Origin of the sequence: Ensifer adhaerens, assembly GCF_020035535.1 — a bacterium.
GTDB lineage: Bacteria > Pseudomonadota > Alphaproteobacteria > Rhizobiales > Rhizobiaceae > Ensifer.
Window position 1 is genome coordinate 1,954,995 of record NZ_CP083349.1, and the last position, 20,787, is coordinate 1,975,781.

Sequence of the window (20,787 nt, forward strand, 5' to 3'; positions counted from 1 at the left end):
ATTTAACGACCAGCATCCTCTTTGGTCATTCCAGAGAGCATCGACATGCAGGTAGAAAGAATTGCAGATCGTGAACGAACATCGCCGCAAGGATATCCATAACTCGGACATTCCGGCCGTCTGCGCAGCCTGCGAGGCTCGTCATGGCGGCGTATGCGGGACGCTCACCCCGGATCAGCTTCTCGACCTCAGCCGCCACTCGACTCGCCGTAGCATCGAGCCGGGCCGCGAAGTCGTCGGCCAGGGTGAGACGACCGACAGCTACGCCAACATCATCTCGGGCGTCGTCAAGCTCAGCAAGGTGCTCCACGACGGCCGCCAGCAGATCGTCGGCCTGCAGTTTGCCCCCGATTTCATGGGCCGCCCCTTCACCCGCGAAAGCGCGCTGACGGCCGAAGCGGCTGTGGACACCGACATCTGCTGCTTCCCGCGCAACGTCATCGAGCGGCTCGTTTCCGAGGCGCCGAACCTCGAACACCGGCTGCACGAGCAGGCGCTGAAGGAGCTCGACGAGGCGCGCGACTGGATGCTGACACTCGGCCGCAAGACGGCCCAGGAGAAGGTGGCGAGCTTCCTCTACATCATCGCCACCCATATCCACCCGGAAGAGGGCACCGCGAACGAATTCGACCTGCCGCTTTCCCGCGCCGACATCGCCGACTATCTCGGCTTGACGATCGAAACCGTCAGCCGGCAGATCACCAAGCTGCGCAAGGAAAACGTCATCCGCATCGAAAACAGCCGACACGTCACCGTGCCGAGCCTGGACCGGCTGATGCATGTGGCCGGGATCGACTGAGCCGCGCACCAGGGAAAGCGGGCCACGGTCTTAACGGACCGCGTGGAATTCCTCTCACCTGTCGCCAGGTCTGCCCCTCACCCTCTGCCCGTATGCAGGGAGAGGGAACGAGGCTTACGCACCAGTATCGTCTGCTGCGCGCTCTTGAGCGACCAAACGGTCGTGTTGAGAACGAGCGCATGTCCCAAAGTCCCTTCTCCTGCGGGGAGAAGGTGCCGACAGGCGGATGAGGGGCCAGGCCCGTCAACGAGACGAGAAACTGGCATTCGTCGGCAGTCCAAACGTCAGCGCGTGATGACGATGCGGGTATTCGCCAGCCCATGCTCCTGCGCGAGCGCGAAGAACTCTGCGGCATTGTTCGGGTGTAGCCGCACGCAGCCGTGCGATGCCGGGCGGCCGAGCCGTTTGATGTCATAGGTGGCGTGAATCGCATAGCCGCCATTGAAGAAGACGGCATAGGGCATCGGCGCGTCGTCGTACTTGCTCGAGCGATGGTAGCGCGACAGCCACTTTGCCTGCCAGCTGCCACGCGGCGTGATATAGCCCTTGCGGGCGGTCGAAACCTTCCAACGATACATGACGACGCCGTCCTGCGTCACGGTCATGGTCTGCGAGGACAGGCTGATATCGGCAATGAGATTGGCGGCGTTGGCCGGCTGAGCGGAAAATTGCATCAACGCGGCGACGAGCACAGTCAAAAACGCATTCCGCATGCTTCTCTCTCCGGGATGACAAACACTTACCGGTGGAACCAGACGTCCGAAGAGAATAACCGGCTGAGTATGAAGCAATCTTAATACATATGGAAAGCAAAGTCTTAACGCGAAATTCGGTTTCGCAAGACCGCGTCGCCGAAACGATCAAATCATCGCGATGGCAAGAACAAAAACGGTCATCACCGTGCAGGCGCCATAGAATACCGCGATGCCGGCATCGATGTCTTCGCTACCGGCAACAGCGCGACCCGGACCGTTGATCATCGGCTCGCTGACCTTGACGCCGCCATAGATGCGCGGGCCTGCAAGCTGCAGGTCGAGCGCGCCGGCCATTGCCGCTTCCGGCCAGCCGGAATTCGGCGAGCGATGAAGACCATGATCGCGAAGCGCCGCAACCAGCGCATCCTTGGCAGCGCGCGCGCCACGGTGGATCAGCGCGCCGGCGGCGATCAACAGGATCGAAAGCCTCGCGGCGGGCAGGTTGGCGAGGTCGTCGAGCCGCGCCGAGGCCCAGCCGAACTGCAGATATTTCGGCGACTTATGACCGATCATCGAATCGGCGGTGTTCAGCATCTTGTAGGCGAGAAGCCCCGGCAGACCGGCAATCGCGTACCAGAAGGCCGGTGCCACGACGCCATCGGAGAAATTCTCGGCGAGGCTTTCGATCGCCGCGCGGCAAACGGCCGGCTCGTGGAGCGTCTTCGGATCGCGACCGACGATCATCGATACGGCGGCACGCCCGCCTTCGAGCCCGCCCTGCCGCAAGCCTTCGGCCACGCGACGCACGTGATCGGCAAGGCTCTTCTGCGCCAGGAAGACCGCCACCAGCACCGCCTCCAGCACGAAACCGAGCGGACCGAACACGGCTAACAGGCGATGCAGCAGGTGGCCGAACCAGGCGCTGGCGGCAAGCAGAACCAAGATGGTGACGACACCGCGGAGCTTGCGGGCACTGTCCTCCAGATCCTCGCGGTTCAGCCTGTCGTCAAGAAAGCCGATGGCCTTTCCGAAGAACACGACCGGATGCGGCACGCGCGCCCAGAGCCAATCCGGATCGCCGACGACACGGTCGATCACCAGCGCCAGCGCGAGAATGAGAAGGATGGTCTCCGACATTCAGGGCTCCATCAGGGCAAGCGCGTCCGCCAGCCGCCGGTCGCCCGCAGCGTCCGGCGCCAGGCCGATCCGCAGCCAGGTCGGCGCATAGTCGAACTTGCGCGTGAGGATATGGGCTTCGCAGAGGCGCTCCTGTAGCAATGCGGCACGCGGATGCTCGACCAGCACGAAGAGACCCGTGCCGCCGATGCGCTTGAGCCCTGCCCCAACGAGAGCGGCATCTAGGCCGGCGCGTCGTTCAAGAATGCCGGCCGCAATCGCCGTCGTATCGCCCTGCATCAACGCTTTGGAGATGGTCAGCGCCGGGCCGGAGACAGCCCAGGGACCGAGCCAATCGGCAAAGGACGCAAGCACCGGCTCCGTCGCGACGACGAAGCCGAGGCGCAGGCCCGCAAGGCCGAAGAACTTGCCGAAGGAACGGAAGACGATGAGATTGCCCTGCCCCGGCACATGGCCGGCAACGCTCAATTCCGGCTGCAGATCGCCGAAGGCCTCGTCGACCAGCAGCAGCCCGCCGCTTGCCTTCTGCCTCGCCGCCATCGCCAGAAGTTCGGCGGGCGCGAAAGCGCGGCCCGTCGGATTGTTGGGGTTCACCACGATCACCAGGGCATGCTCGGCGCTGAGCGCATCGGCGTCCTCGACGCGATCGACGGCAAAACCGGCCGCCGACAGGACACGGGCATATTCGCCATAGGTCGGCCCGAAGATAGCGACGCGCCCGTGAGCTGGCGTCTTCCCGTATTCGTTCATCAGACGCGGCAAAAGCTGGATCACCGATTGGGTACCGGGTACCGGCAAGGGCAGCACGCCATCGGTGCGGTAATATTCTCGGGCCGCCAGACGCGCATTGTCCACCGTCTGCCGGTCCGGCAGCCGGTGCCAGGCGCGCTCGGGCACGTCAGGCAAGGCAACGGGGCACGGGTTGATGCCAGTCGATAGGTCGAGCCAGTCTTCAAGCCCGCCGCCAAAGTGCGCTGCGGCTTCGGTGATGCCGCCACCATGAACGATCGGTGCGCTCATGCCGCACCTGCGACGTCGATCAGATGCATGAAGGAACCGGCGACAGGGCCGCGCCGAAGGCCCGCCTGGCCAAGATCCTCGCCGGCAGCGTCGCTGACCGCAAACAGCCGATCGGCCGCCCCTTCGGCGACGATGGTCGCATAATGGAATTCGTGCGCCGTCATGGGTCCATCGAAGAAGGCGTTGTCGACAGGCACGACGCGGCGATAGCCGAGGTGCCGCCTGCGCTCGGCAAAACTGGTTACGAGCGGCAGCAGGCCGAGCATGTCGTAGCGTGTACCATCGGCAGCGACAAGCCCTTCACCGAGCACCATATAGCCGCCGCACTCGCCGAAGATGCGGGCGCCGCGTTCGGCCGCCGAATGTATGCCGGAACGGAAGCGGGCGGCGGCACTCAGCTGCCCCGCATGCAGCTCCGGATAGCCCCCCGGAAGATAGACGGCATCGGCAGCCGCGTCCGGCGCCTCGTCGGCGAGCGGCGAGAAGAAGGAAATCTCCGCGCCGCCTTGCCGCCAGCCGTAAAGCAGATGCTCGTAGCAGAAGGCAAAGGCGATATCGCGCGCGACCGCGATCCGCTGACCGAGCGGCCGCAACCGCGCGGCATTGGCCGCCGCGGGCACCTGCGGGAAAATCGTCGCGATCAGGCGGATGGCATCGAGGTCGCAGGCCGCCTCGACCCGCGCGGCGGCCGCCTCGATGAAGCCTTCGAGGGCTGAATGCTCGCCCGCCTGTACGAGGCCGAGATGGCGCTCCGGCAGTTGCAACGCGCTGTCCTGCCGAAGCACGCCGAAGACAGGCATGCGCACCTTGCCGAGCGCATCGCGCAGCATCATTTCATGCCGGTCGCTGCCGACCTTGTTGAGGATGACGCCGACGACCCGGATATCGTCGCGATGATCCGCATAGCCGCGCACGAGCGCGGCCACCGACTGGGACATGCGGGCGCAATCGACCACCAGAATGACCGCAAGATTGAGCGTCGCGGCGAGATCCGCCGGCGTTCCCGAGCCGTCGGCAGCACCGTCATGCAGTCCCATCATCGCCTCGACGATCAAGGTGCGCCCGCCGGAGGCCGCATGCGACGCGTTGGCAAGCAGCAGTTCCGGGCGCATCGCCCAGGGATCGTAGTTGAAGCAGGGCTCGCCGGTCGCGGCCGCGTGGAAAGCGGGATCGATATAGTCCGGCCCCGCCTTGCCGGGCGCGATCGCCACGCCGCTCCTCTTCAAGGCGCGCATCAACCCAAGCGTCACCGTCGTCTTGCCGGAGCCGGACGACGGTGCGGCGATCAGCAGTCCGCTCATGCCGGGTTCCTGAGTATGCGATTGGCGAAGGGGTCTGCCGCAAGCTTGCGCCCGTCGAGCGCGCCGATCCAATCGAGCGCTGCACGCAGCCGGACCACCTCGCCGACGACGACGATCGCCGGAGGCTCCAGACCTGCCGCCTCGACATCGGCCTCGGCGCGTGAAAGCGTCGTTTCCAGCACCGCCTGCTCCGGCGTCGCCGCATTGCAGACGAAGGCGACCGGCTCGTCCGGCGAGCGGCCGCCGGCAATGAGGTTGGCGGTGATCGCACCGATATGCTTCATCGCCATGTACATGACGATGACGGGCGAGCCGCTGGCGATGCCCTGCCAGTTAATGCGGTCCGGCACCAGCCCGGAGGAATCGTGGCCCGTCAGAAACGTGACCGCGTGATTGACCTCGCGGTGGGTGACCGGAATGCCGGCATAGGCCAGGCCCCCGATGCCGGCGGTGATGCCCGGCACGATGCGAAACGGGATCTGGTGTTCGACCAGCGTCAACGCCTCCTCGCCACCACGACCGAAGACGAAGGGATCGCCGCCCTTCAGCCGCAGCACCCGGTTGCCGGCGCGTGCGAGCTCGACGAGGCGAAGCGAGATGTCGCGCTGCTTCGGCGACGGCTTGCCGCCGCGCTTGCCCGCAAACTCCAGCACGGCACCCGGCCGCGCGAGCTTGAGGCAATCCTCGTTGACCAGCGCATCATGCACGATCACATCCGCCTGCCGCAGCGCATTGGCTGCATGCAGCGTCAGAAGGCCCGGATCGCCCGGACCGGCACCAACCAGCCAGACCGAGCCTTTCTCGAGCGCCGGCAATCCGGCAAAGAGGTCGTCGATCATAGCTGCCCCACCTGTATCCCGGCACCGCCTGACGGTGCACCTGACGCGATCTCTAAAGAACCGGATTCCATTTCACAGCAAACCCGGACAAAAGATTGATTCAATTCAACAACATAAGAGCGCATCAGACAGCCTCCGCCACCTGGGCGCCCAGATCCACACGCAAGCTCGCCGGCCCGGCAAGCGCCGCCGTCGCATGCGCGGAGACGAGCTTCGGCACGATCAGCACCGCTTCACTGCCGGCGCCAACGAGTGCCGCCCCTTCGGCAACGCCATGGCAGCCCGTGTGGGCAAAGACGATCTCGGAAGGGTTGGCGAGCCGGGAGGCTTCGGCTTCGAGCGTGGCCGCATCGTAGAACGCGGTCGGTACCGAGAAATGGTCGGCGGCCGCCAGGATCGCCGGTTCTTCCGCGCGGGCATTAAGCGAGGCGACCAGCCGCAGATCGTCCGCGGTGGCGCCGGCATCCGCCAGGGCGCGCTCGGCAAGCGCGATCACCTCTTCGGCCGGTGTGCGACGCTCGCAGCCGAGCCCGAGCACCAGCCCGGCACCTTCTCTCATCGTCTGTGCGACAGCGTTATTGTCACGCAATTCGGCACGCAAAGCCGCTGCGCGCTTTTGCTGGAACTGCTTCGATCCCCTAACCGATGCCATCGGCGGCCGGCCCCCTTCGTCGGTTCTCCTTAACGAAGCGCCGGCTGGAACAAATCGTCCCGGGCCGATCTGGACAGCACCGGCTGATGGCCCCCTGGCTGGGTCGGCCGCACCGGACGCTCTTTCAGTCCGCCGAAGCGGACGCCGTCGCATATCCGTCATTTTTACCGGAGCGCGGGAGACCGGTCAAACCGGATTGCGCCATCGCCATGTCGCGATTGGCGAAGGCGAACGGTGATCCGGTGCATCGCGACGGTGGCCTCCTTCGGCCGCCGCTCGATCGCCAGTGTTTCCATCCAAAAACACAGCGACTCAGCGCAAGATTTTGATTCCGCGAAAGATTCGAAGTGCGGTCACAGAGAGTGCAAAGAGGGTCGCAACAGAAGGCTTTGCAAATCGCGTCCGGCTCTGACACAAGGCGGCAAAGCTCAAATCTCCCTTCCCGAGTCCCTCCCGTGCAAGACCTCGCCTTCCACCTGCTCGCCTTCCTGTTCGTTGCCGCCTTCATCGCCGGCTTCATCGATTCGATCGCCGGCGGCGGTGGCATGATCACCATTCCCGCCATGCTGATCGCCGGCATCCCGCCGCTGCAGACGCTCGGCACCAACAAGCTGCAGGGGCTGTTCGGCTCAGGCTCGGCAAGCCTTTCCTATGCGCGGCGCGGCCACGTGAACCTGAAAGAACAGTTGCCGATGGCGCTGATGTCGGGATTGGGCTCGGTGTTCGGGGCGCTGCTCGCGACTGTCGTTCCAGGCGACGTGCTGAAGGCCGTTCTGCCCTTCCTGCTGATCGCCATCGCGCTCTATTTTGGTTTGAAGCCGAACATGGGCGACGTCGACCAGCACCGTCGCATCACGCCCTTCGTCTTCACGTTGACGCTGGTACCGCTGATCGGCTTTTACGACGGCGTCTTCGGGCCGGGCACCGGCTCCTTCTTCATGCTCGGCTTCGTTACGCTCGCCGGCTTCGGCGTGCTGAAGGCGACCGCGCACACGAAGTTCCTGAACTTCGGCTCCAACATCGGCGCATTTGGCGTTTTTCTCTTCTTCGGCGCCATCCTCTGGAAGGTTGGCCTGATGATGGGCGTCGGCCAGTTCCTCGGCGCCCAGGTAGGCTCACGCTACGCCATGGCCAAGGGCGCCAAGATCATCAAGCCGTTGCTCGTCATCGTCTCGATCGCGCTCGCCATCCGGCTGCTCGCCGACCCGTCGCATCCCTTGAGGATGTGGCTGGGGCTCTAAGGCCAGGCGCACGGTCCCGGCTCGCAGAAAACGCAGCAATGTACCGCGACTTAGGCGAACGTCACTTGACCGTCACACCAACATCCGGCGCACCTGTGGTCGACCAGCACGAGCATTCTTCGCCTGCTGGCCCCGCGCCGTAGCCACAAGTCTGCTTGGGGGTCTTGCATTGCCGGGGGCTGCGCGCTTCGGCACGCGCCTTTGCCTCGGCTTCGGCCGCGGCTCTTTGCTTTCGGCTCATTTTTGGTGTCGGAGCCGCCTTCGCTTTTTCCACCTTCTGGATCGCGGATGGGCTGGTCCTGGAAGTTTGGGATGAGCCGGTTTCACTGCACGATACGATTAGCACAAGCGATGCAACAGCAAACGCAACTCTAGCAACGGTCTTCAAGCTTCACCCGAAATCTGAACCATGTGGGAGCATTTATATGCATGCTTCCTTGAGCCCCTTCAAGTGCCGATCATGCTGCCGGACCACAGGCCCACTACGCCCTCATTCCGGCGCGAGGCCACGAGCCTTCTCAAGTAGCGTTTCATCGCCATCGCCCAACGCCTCCAGCAAGCGCTTCATCTCGGCGCCGAATATTTTCCAGAAGTTCGGATCGCCGGCTTTGATCGCTATCGCATTGTCGATCAGATCGGCCAGCTTGATGGTTTTCGCTGCGACAGGCGCCAATGCGAGGTGCTGGCGATCCAGTTCCTTGCGCATCTGCCGGTTGCCGTGAAACGGCGTGGCGATGTCGGTGAGCCATGCAACGAGTGTTGCAACCTTGGGGCCGAACGCCTCGCTGATGTCCAGCAGCGTCGCGTCGGTGTCTTCGACCGTGTCGTGAAGCAGCGCCGCCGCGATCATCTCAGTCGTATGGGGGATAGTCCGCACGATGTCCGCCACCGCAATCGGATGAACGATATAGGGCCGGCCGTCATACTTGCGCTTCTGGTCCCCATGGGCGCGGGTTGCGAACTCGAGAGCGCGACGTTCCAGGTCGGTCATCTTTCTGCTTTCAGCGCCGGATTCCATCAGTCAATTCCGATCCCATTCTTGCAAAACACCTTAGGCGACCTAGCGTTTCCCCTCTCAAGAGGCCGCATGATCGGCTCCGATTCTCGCGGCAATCCCTATCACATGCAAAGAGCTATCAAGCTGCAATCTCAGGGCCGGGTTTGGCAGCAGGCGCTAACGCCCACCGTGTGGTCCCGTCATCGCCGTTCTCTGGTCAAGATCCGGTAACCAAGACGAAAGTCGAGCAAGGCGGCCACTTGAACCTCTAGCCACTAGAGATTGCAAGGTGCTGTACATGCTTCGCCGGTGAGGCCACCGCAAGGAGGTGCCTGCCCGGCAAGCCTTGCTGTCCCGTCGTCCCGCTTACGCCCGAGGTTCTGATGTCCACCACCCTTCCCGCCATTCTGATGCTCATCGTCGGCCTGTCCACGCTGGCGCTAGCGATCCTCCGCCGCATGCAATCCGGCCGCTCACCGGTCGTATTGAGCTATGGCGACGATGCGGAGGGGTTTGCGGGCAAGCTTTTTCGCCTGATCGTCGCGGCGCTGGTGATCCACCTGCTGGCGGTCGCCATGCTCCCGGCGTCCGTCGATGCCGCCCTCGGCCGGATTCCGGCGCTCGACACGCCCATCCTCCACGCCGTCGGCCTGGCGCTGATGACGCTCGGCGGCGGGCTGACGATGCTGTCGCAATGGGCCATGCGCCATTCCTGGAAGATCGGCATCCCCGAAAAGCAGGACACGCCCCTTGTCACCTCTGGCCTCTATGCCTTCTCGCGCAACCCGATCTATGTCGGCATGGTGACCGCGCTCATCGGCACCGTGTTGGCGGTGCCCAACGTCGTCTCGGTGGCGCTGACGCTCTCCGCCTGGATCTCGATTTCCTACCAGATCCGCATGGAGGAAACGCATCTTGGCCGATCCTTCGGGGAGGCTTACGGCGCCTATTGCAGGCGTGTTCGCAGGTGGGTCTGATGGAAACTCACTGGCAGGCGACAATGCTCGCGCCGTCAGCCGGCCTGCGCGACGTGCCCCGACGGATCAAAAACACGGCCGAAAGCCCGGCAACGACGTTGGACAAACCAAGTCCGAGGAAGGCGCCCATCGAAATCGGCACGCTCTTCCTGAGCACGTCTTCGCTCAAGCTATGGGCCATCGCTCCTCCGACGAGAAAGGCTGACAACGAAAGGATGATGAGGACTGAGCTCTGCCGGACCACTCTGCTCTTGAGAAACTGGTCAAGCAACATGGTCAGCAATGCAACGGCCGCAAAGACCCGATAGTTCAAAAGCCATGTCTCGATAGCGCCGACCGGCAGAGCGCTGTCGAGGTCCTCCTGTGTCATGATGCCGAGAATGTGCGCGGTGGCTGCGAGAACAGGCAAGGAGAGCGCCGCGGCGGCCGGCGCGGCAAAGCCGGCGGTCCGCAGGATGCGCATGAATTCTCGCGTGGAAGCTGCCTGTTGCGCAGTTTGTGCCCCGAGGCCGCGGCGATCAGGGAACCAGATGGCGGCGCAAATGGCAGCTGACAAGGCACCAAGAAGGCCTCCGAAAGGCAACAGGAACGCCTGACTGCTGGTGGTGTCGTCTGCATAGTCAAACAGAAGCGTGAAGATTGCGCCGACGTGCAAGCCGACGAAAAAGGCGGCAAGCCAGGCCGAGCGACGGGAACGATTGGATAGCAGCGCAAGAACGAGCACGGCGCTGATCGCCGCCGCGTAAGCGCCACCGAAGTAGTATCGCAGCATTGCCCATGACAGTTTCGGCGCGCCGAGCGCGGTTTCCGGACTGAAGATCATCTCCAGCAAGATCAGCGGGAGCATAATGACCACCGGACCGACCAGAACAGAGAGCCAGAAATAGCGCTCTTCCGCCCGCCATTGCCAACTGCGAGCGAATGCGCGCTCGTGTGGAGCAAGCGGAATGAGCTCCGAAGCGGCCCCGTCCCGCCGGTCAGCGCTGTTGCGTTCCATACTCCTGTCGCGCAGCAGCCACAGTCCGAAGGTCGCGCCGGCGAAGAGCGCACCGGCGCCCGAAAACACCGGGAAACCGGACGTCAGAAAATTGTGCGTCAGCACTGGGTAGGCCACGGCATATCCACCCGGGTCCCAGCTCGCGAAACTCATGGTCAAAACGTAGACGCCGATCAAGCCGGCGACCATGGCGAAGCCACACCCGGACGAAAATGCCATCAGTTGCCAAGGGCTGCGGCGGGATCGGCTGAACGCGATCGTCAACCGCGCTGTCGCCATCGACGGGAAAATGCCAAGGAGAACGACGACAAGCCCCAGGGGGCAGCCCGCGGCCGGTATCGCGAGGTAATAGACGGCAGCACAGAGCGCCGACAGCACCGCCGTCACCCAGGTTGCGAAGAAAAGATAGTCTCTTTCAAGGCGCTCGCGCCAATCGCCGTCAACCTGCATGTCCCCCTCCCGACAATCACAACCACTGCATGTGCCGGGATTACGCCTTGATTGAGGCAAACATTCAGTGAACAAACTAGCGGGAGGCAAGCGCGCTCAAAACACCGCCAGAAGCAGCGCCCCGGCAGCAATGAAAGCAACGCCGAGCCAGTTCATCAGGTTGAGCTTTTCGCCGAGGAAGAGCACTCCGAATATCGCGACCATGACGATCGAGAGCTTGTCGATGGGGGCGACACGGGCCGCATCGCCGAGCTTCAGCGCGCGGAAATAGGCAAGCCAGGAGGCGCCGGTGGCAAGGCCGGACAGCGCCAGGAACAGCCAGGTGCGCCCGGAGATTTCCGATGGCTTCTGCCATTGCCCGGTCGCCGCCACGATGGCGGCGATTACGCAGAGGATGACGACGGTGCGGATCAGGGTTGCGAAGTCGGAGTTGATCTGCGCAACCCCGACCTTGGCAAACACCGCCGTCAATGCGGCAAAGGCCGCCGAAAGCAGTGCCCAGAACTGCCAGCTCTGGCTCATCAGAATTCCACGCCCTGCTGCGCCTTGATGCCGGAGCGGAACGGATGCTTGATCAGCTCCATCTCGGTCACCAGATCGGCGATCTCGATCAGGTCCTCCTTGGCGTTGCGGCCGGTGAGCACGACATGCGTCATGTGCGGCTTTTCCTCTTTCAGGAAGCGGACGACCTCGGCGACGTCGATATAGTCGTAGCGCAGCGCAATGTTGATCTCGTCGAGCAGCACCATCGAGTTGCGCTCGTCGCGGATCAGCTCCTTCGCTTTCTCCCAGGCTTTCTCGGCCATCGCCACGTCGCGGGCGCGGTCCTGCGTTTCCCAGGTGAAGCCCTCGCCGAGCGTATAGAACTGGCAGACATCGCCGAAATGCTTCTCGATCAGCTCGCGCTCGCCGGTCGCCATCGCACCCTTGATGAACTGCACGACGGCGCAGGGCATGCCGTGGGCGATATGGCGGAAGATCATACCGAAGCCGGCGGTCGACTTGCCCTTGCCCTTGCCGGTGTTGACGATGAGCAGACCCTTCTCATCGGTCTTGGTCGCCATGATCTTTTCACGCGCCGCCTTCTTCTTCGCCATCTTCATGGCGTGGCGGGCATCGTCCTTCTCGGCCGGCGCTTCGCCGCCTGCTGTCGTCTCGTCGCTCATGATCACTCCCTCAGTTCTCAGGTTCGCGGAATGGGCAGCCGCCCTCGTCCCGCTTCGGTTCTGTCCCGCGCTTCAATGAACAGCGAAACAAAACCAGGTCTTTGCTTCCAAGCAATTCCGGACGGAAATCGCCAGCCCGGAACCGCGCTATTCGTTGCCGGCACGACGCCGGGTTGCGGCGGTGCCAATGGCGGCAAGCTCAAAGCGTGCCGAGTTCGAGCGCGGCGTCCAGAGATTGCGGTCGATCGCTTCGAGGAAGCGCTCGGAAAGCTCGGCAAAGGCGGCCGGGTTCTTATCACGCAGGAAATCCGCCACGCGCTCGTCGACGATGAAGGCCTGATAGGCCGCCTCGAAATGATGGTCGCGCACGGCACCCGTGGTCGCCGCAAAGGCGAACATGTAATCGACCGTGGCGGCGATCTCGAAGGCGCCCTTGTAGCCATGGCGCATGACGCCATCTATCCATTTGGGATTGACGACGCGCGCCCTGACGACGCGGCCGATCTCTTCTTCCAGCGAGCGGATGACAGGCTTTTCCGGCCGGGAATGGTCGTTGTGATAGATCGCCGGCCGGCTGCCGCCAAGCTGCTCTGCGGCGGCGCTCATGCCGCCTTCGAACTGATAATAGTCGTCGCTGTCGAGCAGATCGTGCTCGCGGTTGTCCTGGTTCTGCACCACCGCCTCGATCGTACGCAGGCGTTCTTCGAAGAGGTCGCGCTCGGCCTTGCCCTCCTCGCCGGCGCCATAGGCATAGGCACCCCAAGTGAGATAGGCCTCGGCGAGATCGGCCTTGGTTTCCCACCCCTTCTCGTCGATCAAGGCCTGCAGGCCGGCGCCATAGGCGCCGGGCTTGGCGCCGAAGACGCGGTAGGAGGCTCGACGGGCCGCCTCGGCGGCCTCCACTCCTTCCGACTCCAGCCGCTGAGCTTCGGCGCGCATGCGCGCGGCGATCATATTGTCGGCATCATCTTCCTCCAGCGCGCCGACGGCGCGGATCGCCTTGTCGAAGAGCGCTATCTGGTCCGGGAAGGCATCGCGGAAGAAGCCGGAAATGCGCAAGGTCACGTCGACGCGCGGTCGTCCGAGGATTGCAAGCGGCACGATCTCGTAGCCCATCACCCGGCGCGAGACCATGTCCCAGGTGGGCTTGGCGCCGATCAGCGCCAGGGCCTGGGCGATGTCGTCGCCGCCCGTGCGCATGTTTGCCGTGCCCCAGGCCGTCAGGCCAAAGGAGGACGGCCATTCCCCGTGATCCTGCAGGTAGCGGCGAATCAAAAGCTCTGCCGACTTCTTACCGAGTTCATAGGCCGCCGGCGTCGGCACCGCTCGACTGTCGACCGAGTAGAAATTGCGCCCCGTCGGCAGCACGTCCGGGCGGCCACGCGTCGGTGCGCCGGAGGGTCCGGGGGCAACGAAGCAGCCGTTGAGACCGGTGAGGAAACCGGCCATTTCAGCGGCGCCGGAGTTGGAGATCGAGGGCTTGAGGCGGGTTTCGATTTCGCCGAGAACGGCGCGGGTGTGGGGCCAGTCATGCGGACAAGACTGCTCGCCTGCAACGAGCTTCGCTGCCAGCAGTTCGATGCGCTCGACGGTGTCTCCGTTTGTGCGCCAAGGAGCGTCCGAGAGGTCGGTGAGGATCGCTGGTTTCGGGCCGGTCCAGGCGTCCGACATTACGCAATCGAGCGGGTCGAAGGATTGTCCTTTGGGAGTGATTTCGCCCTCAGCGCCACTCAACCCCGCATCCGCAGCAATCGCCCGCTGCAGGCTCTGATCGCCGCCTTCGCCGAGCCCGCGTGGGACGCGCGCCAGCGCGACGGTCAGGTCGGTCAGCAAGCGCCCCTCCGGCGCCACGCCGAAGATGTGCAGGCCGTCGCGGATCTGCATTTCCTTGAGGTCGCAGAGATAGGCGTCGAGCTTTTCCAGCGCCTTGTCATCGCTGTCACCCTTGTGAATGCCAGCGTCGCTGTCGAGGCCGATGTCGCGCACGAGATCGAGGATCTGGCGGCTCAGGAGCCTGAGGCGTCGCGGGTCGCCGCCGGCGGCGTCGTAATACTCGTCGACGAGCGCCTCCAGATCCTTAAGCGGCCCGTAGGACTCGGCCCGCGTCAAAGGCGGCGTCAGGTGATCGATGATGACGGCGCTGGTGCGGCGCTTGGCCTGCGTGCCTTCGCCCGGATCGTTGACGATGAAGGGATAGATGTGCGGCAGCGGCCCGAAGATCGCCTCGGGATAACAGGTCTCAGACAGCGCCAGCGCCTTGCCCGGCAGCCATTCGAGATTGCCGTGCTTGCCCATGTGCACGATCGCCTGAGCCGCGAACTGCTGGCGCAGGTGGGCATAGAAGGCGAGATAGCCATGCGGCGGCACGAGGTCCGGCGAATGGTAGCTTTCCTTCGGGTCGATGTTGTAACCGCGCGCCGGCTGGATGCCGACCATGACCTCGCCGAAGCGGGCGAGCGGCAGCGCGAAGGCACCGTCGAGGAAGAAGGGATCGGCCTCCGGTGCACCCCAGCGACCGGCAACTTGATCCTGAATCTGTTTCGGAAGCGAATCGAAGAACGTTTTGTAATCCTTAAGCGAAATACACTCGCGGATCTCGCGGTCATGACTTGCCGCATTGGTCGGTCCGGCCATCAGGTAGCGCATCAGCGCGTCACCGTCGGCGGGAACCTCGCCAACCTCATAGCCTTCCCGCGCCATGGCGCCAAGCACCTCGACGGTACCGGCCGGCGTGTCGAGCCCGACGCCGTTGCCGAGGCGGCCATCGCGGTTCGGATAGTTGGCCATGACGATGGCAATGCGCCGTTCAGCCGGCTTGGCGCGACGCAGGTTCGCCCAGTTGACGGCAAGGTTTGCGGCAAAACGCACCCGGTCATCGAGCGGCTCGTGCCCGACGATATTGGCCTCGACCTTGGCGTCATAGATCGACGCCGCCTTGAACGAGACCGCGCGAGCAAGAATACGGCCGTCGACTTCCGGCAAGGCGACGTTCATGGCGAGATCGCGCGCCATCAGCCCTTGCGGTGACGTCTCCCATTGCGCTCGCGAGGAGCCTGAGAAGATCACCTGCAGGACAGGCGCGCCGGTCGATTCGAGCACGGTCGGCTGGCGATCGGCCCCGGGCGACGAGACGGCAAAACCAGTGGCATTCATCACCACATCGGGTGCGGCCTCGGCAAAGATCGCCTGCAGCGTGCCGACGGAGACGGCATCCTTGAGGCTCGAAACGAACACCGGCAGCGCGCGGACGCCCTGTTGCGCCAGCGCATCGATCAGCGCTTCGACGGGACGCGTCTCGCCGCTCTGGACGAGGGCGCGGTAGAAGCAGATGGCGATGGTGGGTTGGAATTCCACCCTGTCCGTCTTGTCGGCACCAACGCCGGCGACGACCTGCAACCATTCCGAAACCCCGATCACGCCCCGGGCCGGCCACCAGATGCCGGCTTTCAGCAGCGGCTTGGCCGGTTGCGGCTTCTCGGCACTGGTGACCAGCGCCTCGGCATAGTCGAGAAACAGGCCGGCATTGTCGGCACCGCCCTCGGTGAAATAGGCCCAGAGGCGCTGGCGATCGTCTGCTGCGACGGTGGAGAAAGGCTCCAGCCCCGGATCCGGCTTGTCGTCGCCCGGTAGCACCGCAATCTGGAAACGATGGCTGACGGCGGCCGCATGCAGGGCTTCCAGCAGATAACGGAAATAGCTGGCACCACCGAGCGGCCGGACGACGATCAGCTTCGCGTGACGCGCCGTGCGCTCGACGTAAGTGTCGACCGACATCGGGTGCATCAGGCTCATCAGGCTGGCGATGCGCAGGCTCAAGCCTCCGTCGCGTCGGCCGTGAGCCGCGGCGATCGAGGAGAGCTCGGTGTCGGCGGCCGAGAGGAACAGGATATCGGCCGGCGTTTGCCCGAGGTCGATTGCCTCGTTGCCGTCGGCGATCGTTCCTTTCTGGGCGAGAAGCAGATGCATTCGTCTTGTCCGTTCGGGCAATTCCGAACGAAAACGCCTGAAGCGGATTCCGTTCGGAACTGCATTATTTCAATGCGTTAGATCATTTCATTCAACGAATGATCAGACGAGCGCGGCAATCGCAGCACGAACCGCCGCCTCGTCCATGTCGTGCAGGCCGATGACGACGAGGCGCGTGCCGCGCTTTTCGCCGGCAGCCCAGGCGCGATCATAATACTGGTCGATGCGGGCACCGACGGCCTGGATCAGGAGACGCATCGGCTTGCCGGGCACATCGGCAAAACCTTTCAAGCGCAGCACGTCGTGCTCGGCAATCACGCCCTTCAGGCGATCGATGAAGGCGGCCGGATCGGCGATCGAACCAAGCTCGACGACGAAGCTGTCGAACTCGTCGTGGTCGTGCTCCTCGCCCGACTCGTGCTCCATTTCATGATGCGACTTGCGGTTGGCGATATCGCTTTCCGTGCCGACACCGAGGCCAAGCAGGATGGCAGCGGCAACTTCGCCGTTCTTCGCCTCGATCATGGTCGGCTTGCGGCTGGTGCGCGAGGACACCTCGTCGCGCACGGCCTTGAGGCCGGAGGCGTCGATCAGGTCGGTCTTGTTGAGAACGATGAGATCGGCAGCCGTCAGCTGGTCCTCGAACAGCTCCTCGATCGGGCTTTCATGGTCGAGATTGTCGTCCTCGACGCGCAGCGCGTCGACCTTGTCATGGTCGTCGGCAAAGCGGCCGGCGGCAACGGCAGCACTGTCGACCACGGTGACGACGCCATCAACCGTCACTTCGCTGCGGATATCCGGCCAGTTGAAGGCGGCGATCAGCGGCTGCGGCAGCGCGAGACCCGAGGTTTCGATGATGATGTGGTCAGGGCGGTTTTCGCGCTCGAGCAGCTTGGTCATGGTCGGGATGAAATCGTCAGCCACGGTGCAGCAGATGCAGCCATTGGTGAGCTCGATGATGTCGTCCTCGGTGCAGGCCTCCGCACCGCAGCCCTTCAGCACGTCGCCATCGACGCCGAGATCGCCGAACTCGTTGATGATCAGCGCGATGCGCTTGCCGTCGGCGTTCTGCAGCAGATTGCGGATCATCGTCGTCTTGCCGGCGCCAAGGAAGCCGGTGATGACGGTCGCCGGGATCTTGCCCTGGTTGGCTCTCGCAGTGGTCATTTTTCAACCCTTCATTTTCAGCGGCAAACCGGCCGCGACAAAGTAAACTTCAGCGGATTTCTCCGCAACGATCTGGTGAAGCCGGCCGGCATGGTCGCGAAATTCGCGGGCCATGCGGTTCTCGGGCACGATGCCGAGGCCGACCTCGTTGGAAACAAAGATGAGGCGCGCCCGCGCCTCAGGCAGATACGCGGCAAGGGCGGCGAACTCCGCCGTCATGTCGCGCTCTTCGAGCATGAGATTGGTGACCCACAGCGTCAGGCAGTCGATCAGGACCACATGACCCGGATTGTCGATGCGCCTGAGGGTGCCCAAGAGATCAAGCGGTTCCTCATGCGTTGTCCAGCCTTCGCCGCGGCGCGTCCTGTGATGATCGATCCGCTCGCGCATTTCGTCGTCCCAGGCTCGTCCCGTGGCGACATAATGCATGGTGAGGCCGGACGCTTCGACGAGCCTCTCGGAAAAGCTGGATTTGCCGGAACGGGCGCCGCCAAGGACCAGGACCGGCCCGGCACTATGAGTGCTCATCGCCGCCGCCTCAGAAAACCCGCCTCAGCGGCGGATGGCAAAAGCCGTTCGACGCGCCGGCGGCGCGTGCGGGAAAACATCTGCGAGCCAAAACAACCTCCGTGATGGCGTTGGAGACGACACGTCTCCTCGGGCGGAATGCCCATGCCGGATGGCAGGTCTCCTGGCTCACGGCGTCACAGGCCCGCATCGCCTCGCCCATGAGGGCGAGGTTCCGATGTCAGGACCCGAGCGGCCCGCCTTACCTTCCCGGCGTCTTTCCGGTGCCACAGCGAACCTTTGCGCGTCGTCTCCGACACGCGGCGCTGTGAGGGACATCGTGAAAGGCGGACGATTCGTAGAAGAAGAGGCGTCCAACCCGGCTGATCACGATGCCACGCCAGTGGCTTTTCCGGCTCGACCGCGACCTGCCTCGGTTGCCCCATGCAACCGGCTGACAGCCCGATATCGAACCCGATGGCGAACCCTGACCGTTCTACAGTCGCGGGGTCGGCTGCGATAAGGATGCCCGATTTGGGTCCATCCGTCACATTCCCAATTATTCCCCCCTATCGCCACGATGAGGGGGAACCATCCAACACCTGATGATTAGGAAGCGGCCGACCCAAAGTCAATCGACGCTTGCGACACCTCCCCGGCTTGGTTGCGCCGCGCGACGATTTGTCGAGCGGCAGGCAAACGGCCACAGCCCGCCACATACCGCCGAACGAACTGCTCATCCGCCTGCACCCGAGGCCGACATCCATTCACTCTCACTTTGCGCCAAAGCGCTATCAGAATGTGCCAAAGTGGCATCGGGCTCTGGCGCGCCTTTGTTCCCGAGTGCAGAAAAGAGGAGAACGATGAACTCAAATTTGCAGGCGACCATGTCAAACCGCCTTTATCCCGTGGCGAGATCCATCACCCAGGTGGCCAAGCTGCTGAAAATCTCCGCCGAACAGGCGGTGCGCCGCGCCGGGCTGCCGCGTGATATCCTTCGCCACGAAGGCAAGGGCCTGACGCCAACCCAGGTTTTCGCCCTGTGGCGCGCCATCGAGCTAGAGGCTGAGCGGCCCGACCTGCCGCTTTACCTGAGCAAGCTCTTTGCCCATGCGCCGTTCACACCGGCCATGTTTTCTTTCTCCTGTTCGCCAGACGTGCGCGTCGGGTTCAAGCGTCTGTCGGTGTTCAAGCCGCTGATGGGACCGATGAAGCTGGAGGTGTGCGAAGACGACAGCTTCCTGCATATCGAGATCGGTACGGTGGACCCAAATGTTCCGGCCCCACCACAACTGGTCTGGTTCGAGGCGCTCTACCTCCTGGAATCCGCCCGCTGTTACACCGCAGAGCTTATTCGGCCATCGCGGCTCCAGCTGCCCCAACTGGCCAACCTCAGCAACGACGTGCTGGACTTCCTTGGCTGTGAACCCGAGCTTGACGGCGGAGCGCGCCTCTCCCTGCGCAGAGAAGATGCCGACCTGCCGCTGATCACCGAAAACGAGGAATCCTGGCCCGATTTTGAGAAAAGGCTACGCCGCGAGATGGAGGCGCATGAAACCGACACACCGATCGTGCTGCGGGCAAAGCGGGTTTTGCATGACATGCTGCCGTCGGGGGAAGCCAGTATCGAGGCGATGTGCAGACGGCTCGCCATGTCGAAGCGCACCCTGCAACGGCAATTGAAGGAGGAAGGCGAAACCTTCCAGACGGTGCTGGCATCGACCCGCGCGGAACTGGCGATGCATTATCTCGGCGAAGACGGGCTGAACGTCGAGGAAATCTCCTATCTGCTGGCCTACCGCGAGCCGAATTCCTTCTATCGCGCCTTTCAGGGCTGGACCGGCATGACGCCCGCCGAGGCGCGGGGAACGGTGACGCACTGAGAGAGTGCGCCATGTCTGCACCGGAAGATAGCGGTTTGGCGCGTTCCGATAGTTGATTGGCACGAAGCGATTTTGAGGAAATTCAGGCGATACGCCAGATTGATCTCCAACGAACAAAGGGCATGACGCCCGCAAGGATTGGAGAAGATCATGGCAATCGCACGGAAAACCGCTCTCGTCACCGGCGCCTCCTCGGGCATGGGCAAGGTCATCGCAAAGCAGCTGATCAAGGACGGTCTGACCGTCATCGTTGCCGCCCGCCGGATGGAGCAGATGGACGATCTGAGAGCGCTCGGCGCACATCCTGTCTCGCTGGATGTCGCGGACGAAGCCAGTCGAAAATCCGCGGTCGCCGAGATCATCATGAAATTCGGCGGGGTCGACGTGCTGGTCAACAATGCCGGTTTCGGACTTTACGGCTCGGTCGAAGACGTACCTCTCAGCGAGGCCCGCTATCAGTTCGACGTGAACCTCTTCGGCGCGGCCGCACTGATCCAGGATCTGGTGCCCTACATGCGCGAGAAGCGCGCCGGCAAGATCATCAACATCACCTCGATGGGCGGCAAGATCTACACGCCGCTCGGTGCCTGGTATCACGCGTCGAAACACGCGCTCGAAGGCCTGTCGGACTGCCTTCGCCTGGAACTGCAACAGTTCGGCATCGACGTGGTGGTCGTCGAGCCCGGCGTCATCCAGACGGCATTCGCCAACGTGATGGAAGGCCCGATGATGAAGTTCTCGGGCAACACCGCCTACGGCGCGATGGCAAAGAACGTCTCCAAGGCCACCGCCGACAGCTACAAGGACGGCGGCGGCTCCGCCCCGCAGGTCATCGCGGACGTGGTTTCCAAGGCCTTGAAAGCCCGCAAACCGAAGACCCGCTATGCCGCCGGCAAATTCGCCAACATGATGATCAACATCCGCAAATGGTTCGGCGACCGTGCGTTCGACCGCATGATCCTGTGGACCGTGCGCTGATTGGCGGGAAACCGC

18 protein-coding genes and 1 riboswitch are annotated in these 20,787 nt (G+C 63.5%); of the genes, 5 read left to right on the forward strand and 13 right to left on the reverse strand.

The window, feature by feature from the left end:
• The first annotated feature begins 61 nt into the window (after positions 1-61).
• Positions 62-799 carry a Crp/Fnr family transcriptional regulator gene (locus tag LAC81_RS09555; RefSeq protein WP_223727621.1) on the forward strand — a complete coding sequence of 246 codons (738 nt, stop codon included), beginning with the start codon at positions 62-64 and terminating at the stop codon, positions 797-799.
• A gap of 284 nt (positions 800-1,083) precedes the next feature.
• Here the strand turns inward: LAC81_RS09555 and LAC81_RS09560 are convergent, their stop codons facing one another.
• The 6 genes from LAC81_RS09560 to LAC81_RS09585 form a co-directional block, all read right to left on the reverse strand.
• The gene (locus LAC81_RS09560; protein WP_223727622.1) at positions 1,084-1,512 is read right to left on the reverse strand and encodes a L,D-transpeptidase; all 429 of its coding nucleotides are present in this window, start codon (positions 1,510-1,512) and stop codon (positions 1,084-1,086) included.
• A gap of 147 nt (positions 1,513-1,659) precedes the next feature.
• On the reverse strand, positions 1,660-2,631 hold the full coding sequence (cbiB, locus tag LAC81_RS09565; protein ID WP_223727623.1) for an adenosylcobinamide-phosphate synthase CbiB: 972 nt from the start codon (positions 2,629-2,631) through the stop codon (positions 1,660-1,662).
• On the reverse strand, positions 2,632-3,651 hold the full coding sequence (gene cobD, locus LAC81_RS09570) for a threonine-phosphate decarboxylase CobD (RefSeq protein WP_223727624.1): 1,020 nt from the start codon (positions 3,649-3,651) through the stop codon (positions 2,632-2,634). It abuts the gene before it with no gap.
• A complete protein-coding gene (locus LAC81_RS09575) occupies positions 3,648-4,952 on the reverse strand; it encodes a cobyrinate a,c-diamide synthase (protein ID WP_223727625.1) in 1,305 nt (434 codons plus the stop codon). The genes cobD and LAC81_RS09575 overlap by 4 nt, the downstream gene beginning before the upstream one ends.
• Positions 4,949-5,788 carry a uroporphyrinogen-III C-methyltransferase gene (cobA, locus tag LAC81_RS09580; protein ID WP_419195820.1) on the reverse strand — a complete coding sequence of 280 codons (840 nt, stop codon included), beginning with the start codon at positions 5,786-5,788 and terminating at the stop codon, positions 4,949-4,951. Before cobA ends, LAC81_RS09575 begins: the two co-directional genes overlap by 4 nt.
• Before the next feature lie 127 nt (positions 5,789-5,915).
• Positions 5,916-6,350, reverse strand: coding sequence for a cobalamin biosynthesis protein (locus LAC81_RS09585; protein ID WP_223727797.1), 435 nt, complete (start codon positions 6,348-6,350; stop codon positions 5,916-5,918).
• A 548-nt stretch (positions 6,351-6,898) separates the two neighbouring features.
• Between LAC81_RS09585 and LAC81_RS09590 the strand changes: the two genes are divergently transcribed.
• A complete protein-coding gene (locus LAC81_RS09590; RefSeq protein ID WP_223727627.1) occupies positions 6,899-7,684 on the forward strand; it encodes a TSUP family transporter in 786 nt (261 codons plus the stop codon).
• A 490-nt stretch (positions 7,685-8,174) separates the two neighbouring features.
• Here LAC81_RS09590 and LAC81_RS09595 read toward each other — a convergent pair whose 3' ends face one another.
• On the reverse strand, positions 8,175-8,675 hold the full coding sequence (locus tag LAC81_RS09595; protein ID WP_223727628.1) for an HD domain-containing protein: 501 nt from the start codon (positions 8,673-8,675) through the stop codon (positions 8,175-8,177).
• A gap of 389 nt (positions 8,676-9,064) precedes the next feature.
• Between LAC81_RS09595 and LAC81_RS09600 the strand changes: the two genes are divergently transcribed.
• Positions 9,065-9,658 (forward strand): methyltransferase family protein, encoded by a 594-nt coding sequence (locus LAC81_RS09600; protein ID WP_223727629.1) that lies wholly within the window; start codon positions 9,065-9,067, stop codon positions 9,656-9,658.
• Between the two features lie 7 nt (positions 9,659-9,665).
• On the opposite strand, the gene LAC81_RS09605 is transcribed toward LAC81_RS09600, so the two are convergent.
• The 6 genes from LAC81_RS09605 to cobU form a co-directional block, all read right to left on the reverse strand.
• The gene (locus tag LAC81_RS09605) at positions 9,666-11,105 is read right to left on the reverse strand and encodes a hypothetical protein (protein ID WP_223727630.1); all 1,440 of its coding nucleotides are present in this window, start codon (positions 11,103-11,105) and stop codon (positions 9,666-9,668) included.
• A 96-nt stretch (positions 11,106-11,201) separates the two neighbouring features.
• Positions 11,202-11,627 (reverse strand): EamA family transporter, encoded by a 426-nt coding sequence (locus LAC81_RS09610; protein WP_060520612.1) that lies wholly within the window; start codon positions 11,625-11,627, stop codon positions 11,202-11,204.
• Positions 11,627-12,271, reverse strand: a complete 645-nt coding sequence (gene cobO, locus LAC81_RS09615; protein WP_223727631.1) for a cob(I)yrinic acid a,c-diamide adenosyltransferase — start codon at positions 12,269-12,271, stop codon at positions 11,627-11,629. The genes LAC81_RS09610 and cobO overlap by 1 nt, the downstream gene beginning before the upstream one ends.
• Before the next feature lie 147 nt (positions 12,272-12,418).
• A complete protein-coding gene (gene cobN / locus LAC81_RS09620; RefSeq protein WP_223727632.1) occupies positions 12,419-16,237 on the reverse strand; it encodes a cobaltochelatase subunit CobN in 3,819 nt (1,272 codons plus the stop codon).
• Between the two features lie 102 nt (positions 16,238-16,339).
• The gene (cobW, locus tag LAC81_RS09625) at positions 16,340-17,404 is read right to left on the reverse strand and encodes a cobalamin biosynthesis protein CobW (protein WP_223727633.1); all 1,065 of its coding nucleotides are present in this window, start codon (positions 17,402-17,404) and stop codon (positions 16,340-16,342) included.
• A 3-nt stretch (positions 17,405-17,407) separates the two neighbouring features.
• Entirely contained in the window at positions 17,408-17,932 is a 525-nt protein-coding gene (gene cobU / locus LAC81_RS09630) for a bifunctional adenosylcobinamide kinase/adenosylcobinamide-phosphate guanylyltransferase (protein WP_223727634.1), read from the reverse strand.
• A 135-nt stretch (positions 17,933-18,067) separates the two neighbouring features.
• Positions 18,068-18,522: riboswitch (cobalamin riboswitch) on the reverse strand.
• A 276-nt stretch (positions 18,523-18,798) separates the two neighbouring features.
• On the opposite strand from cobU, the gene LAC81_RS09635 reads away from it, so the two are divergent.
• Entirely contained in the window at positions 18,799-19,794 is a 996-nt protein-coding gene (locus tag LAC81_RS09635) for an AraC family transcriptional regulator (RefSeq protein ID WP_223727635.1), read from the forward strand.
• A gap of 150 nt (positions 19,795-19,944) precedes the next feature.
• Positions 19,945-20,772, forward strand: coding sequence for an oxidoreductase (locus LAC81_RS09640; RefSeq protein ID WP_223727636.1), 828 nt, complete (start codon positions 19,945-19,947; stop codon positions 20,770-20,772).
• Positions 20,773-20,787: the final 15 nt, after the last annotated feature.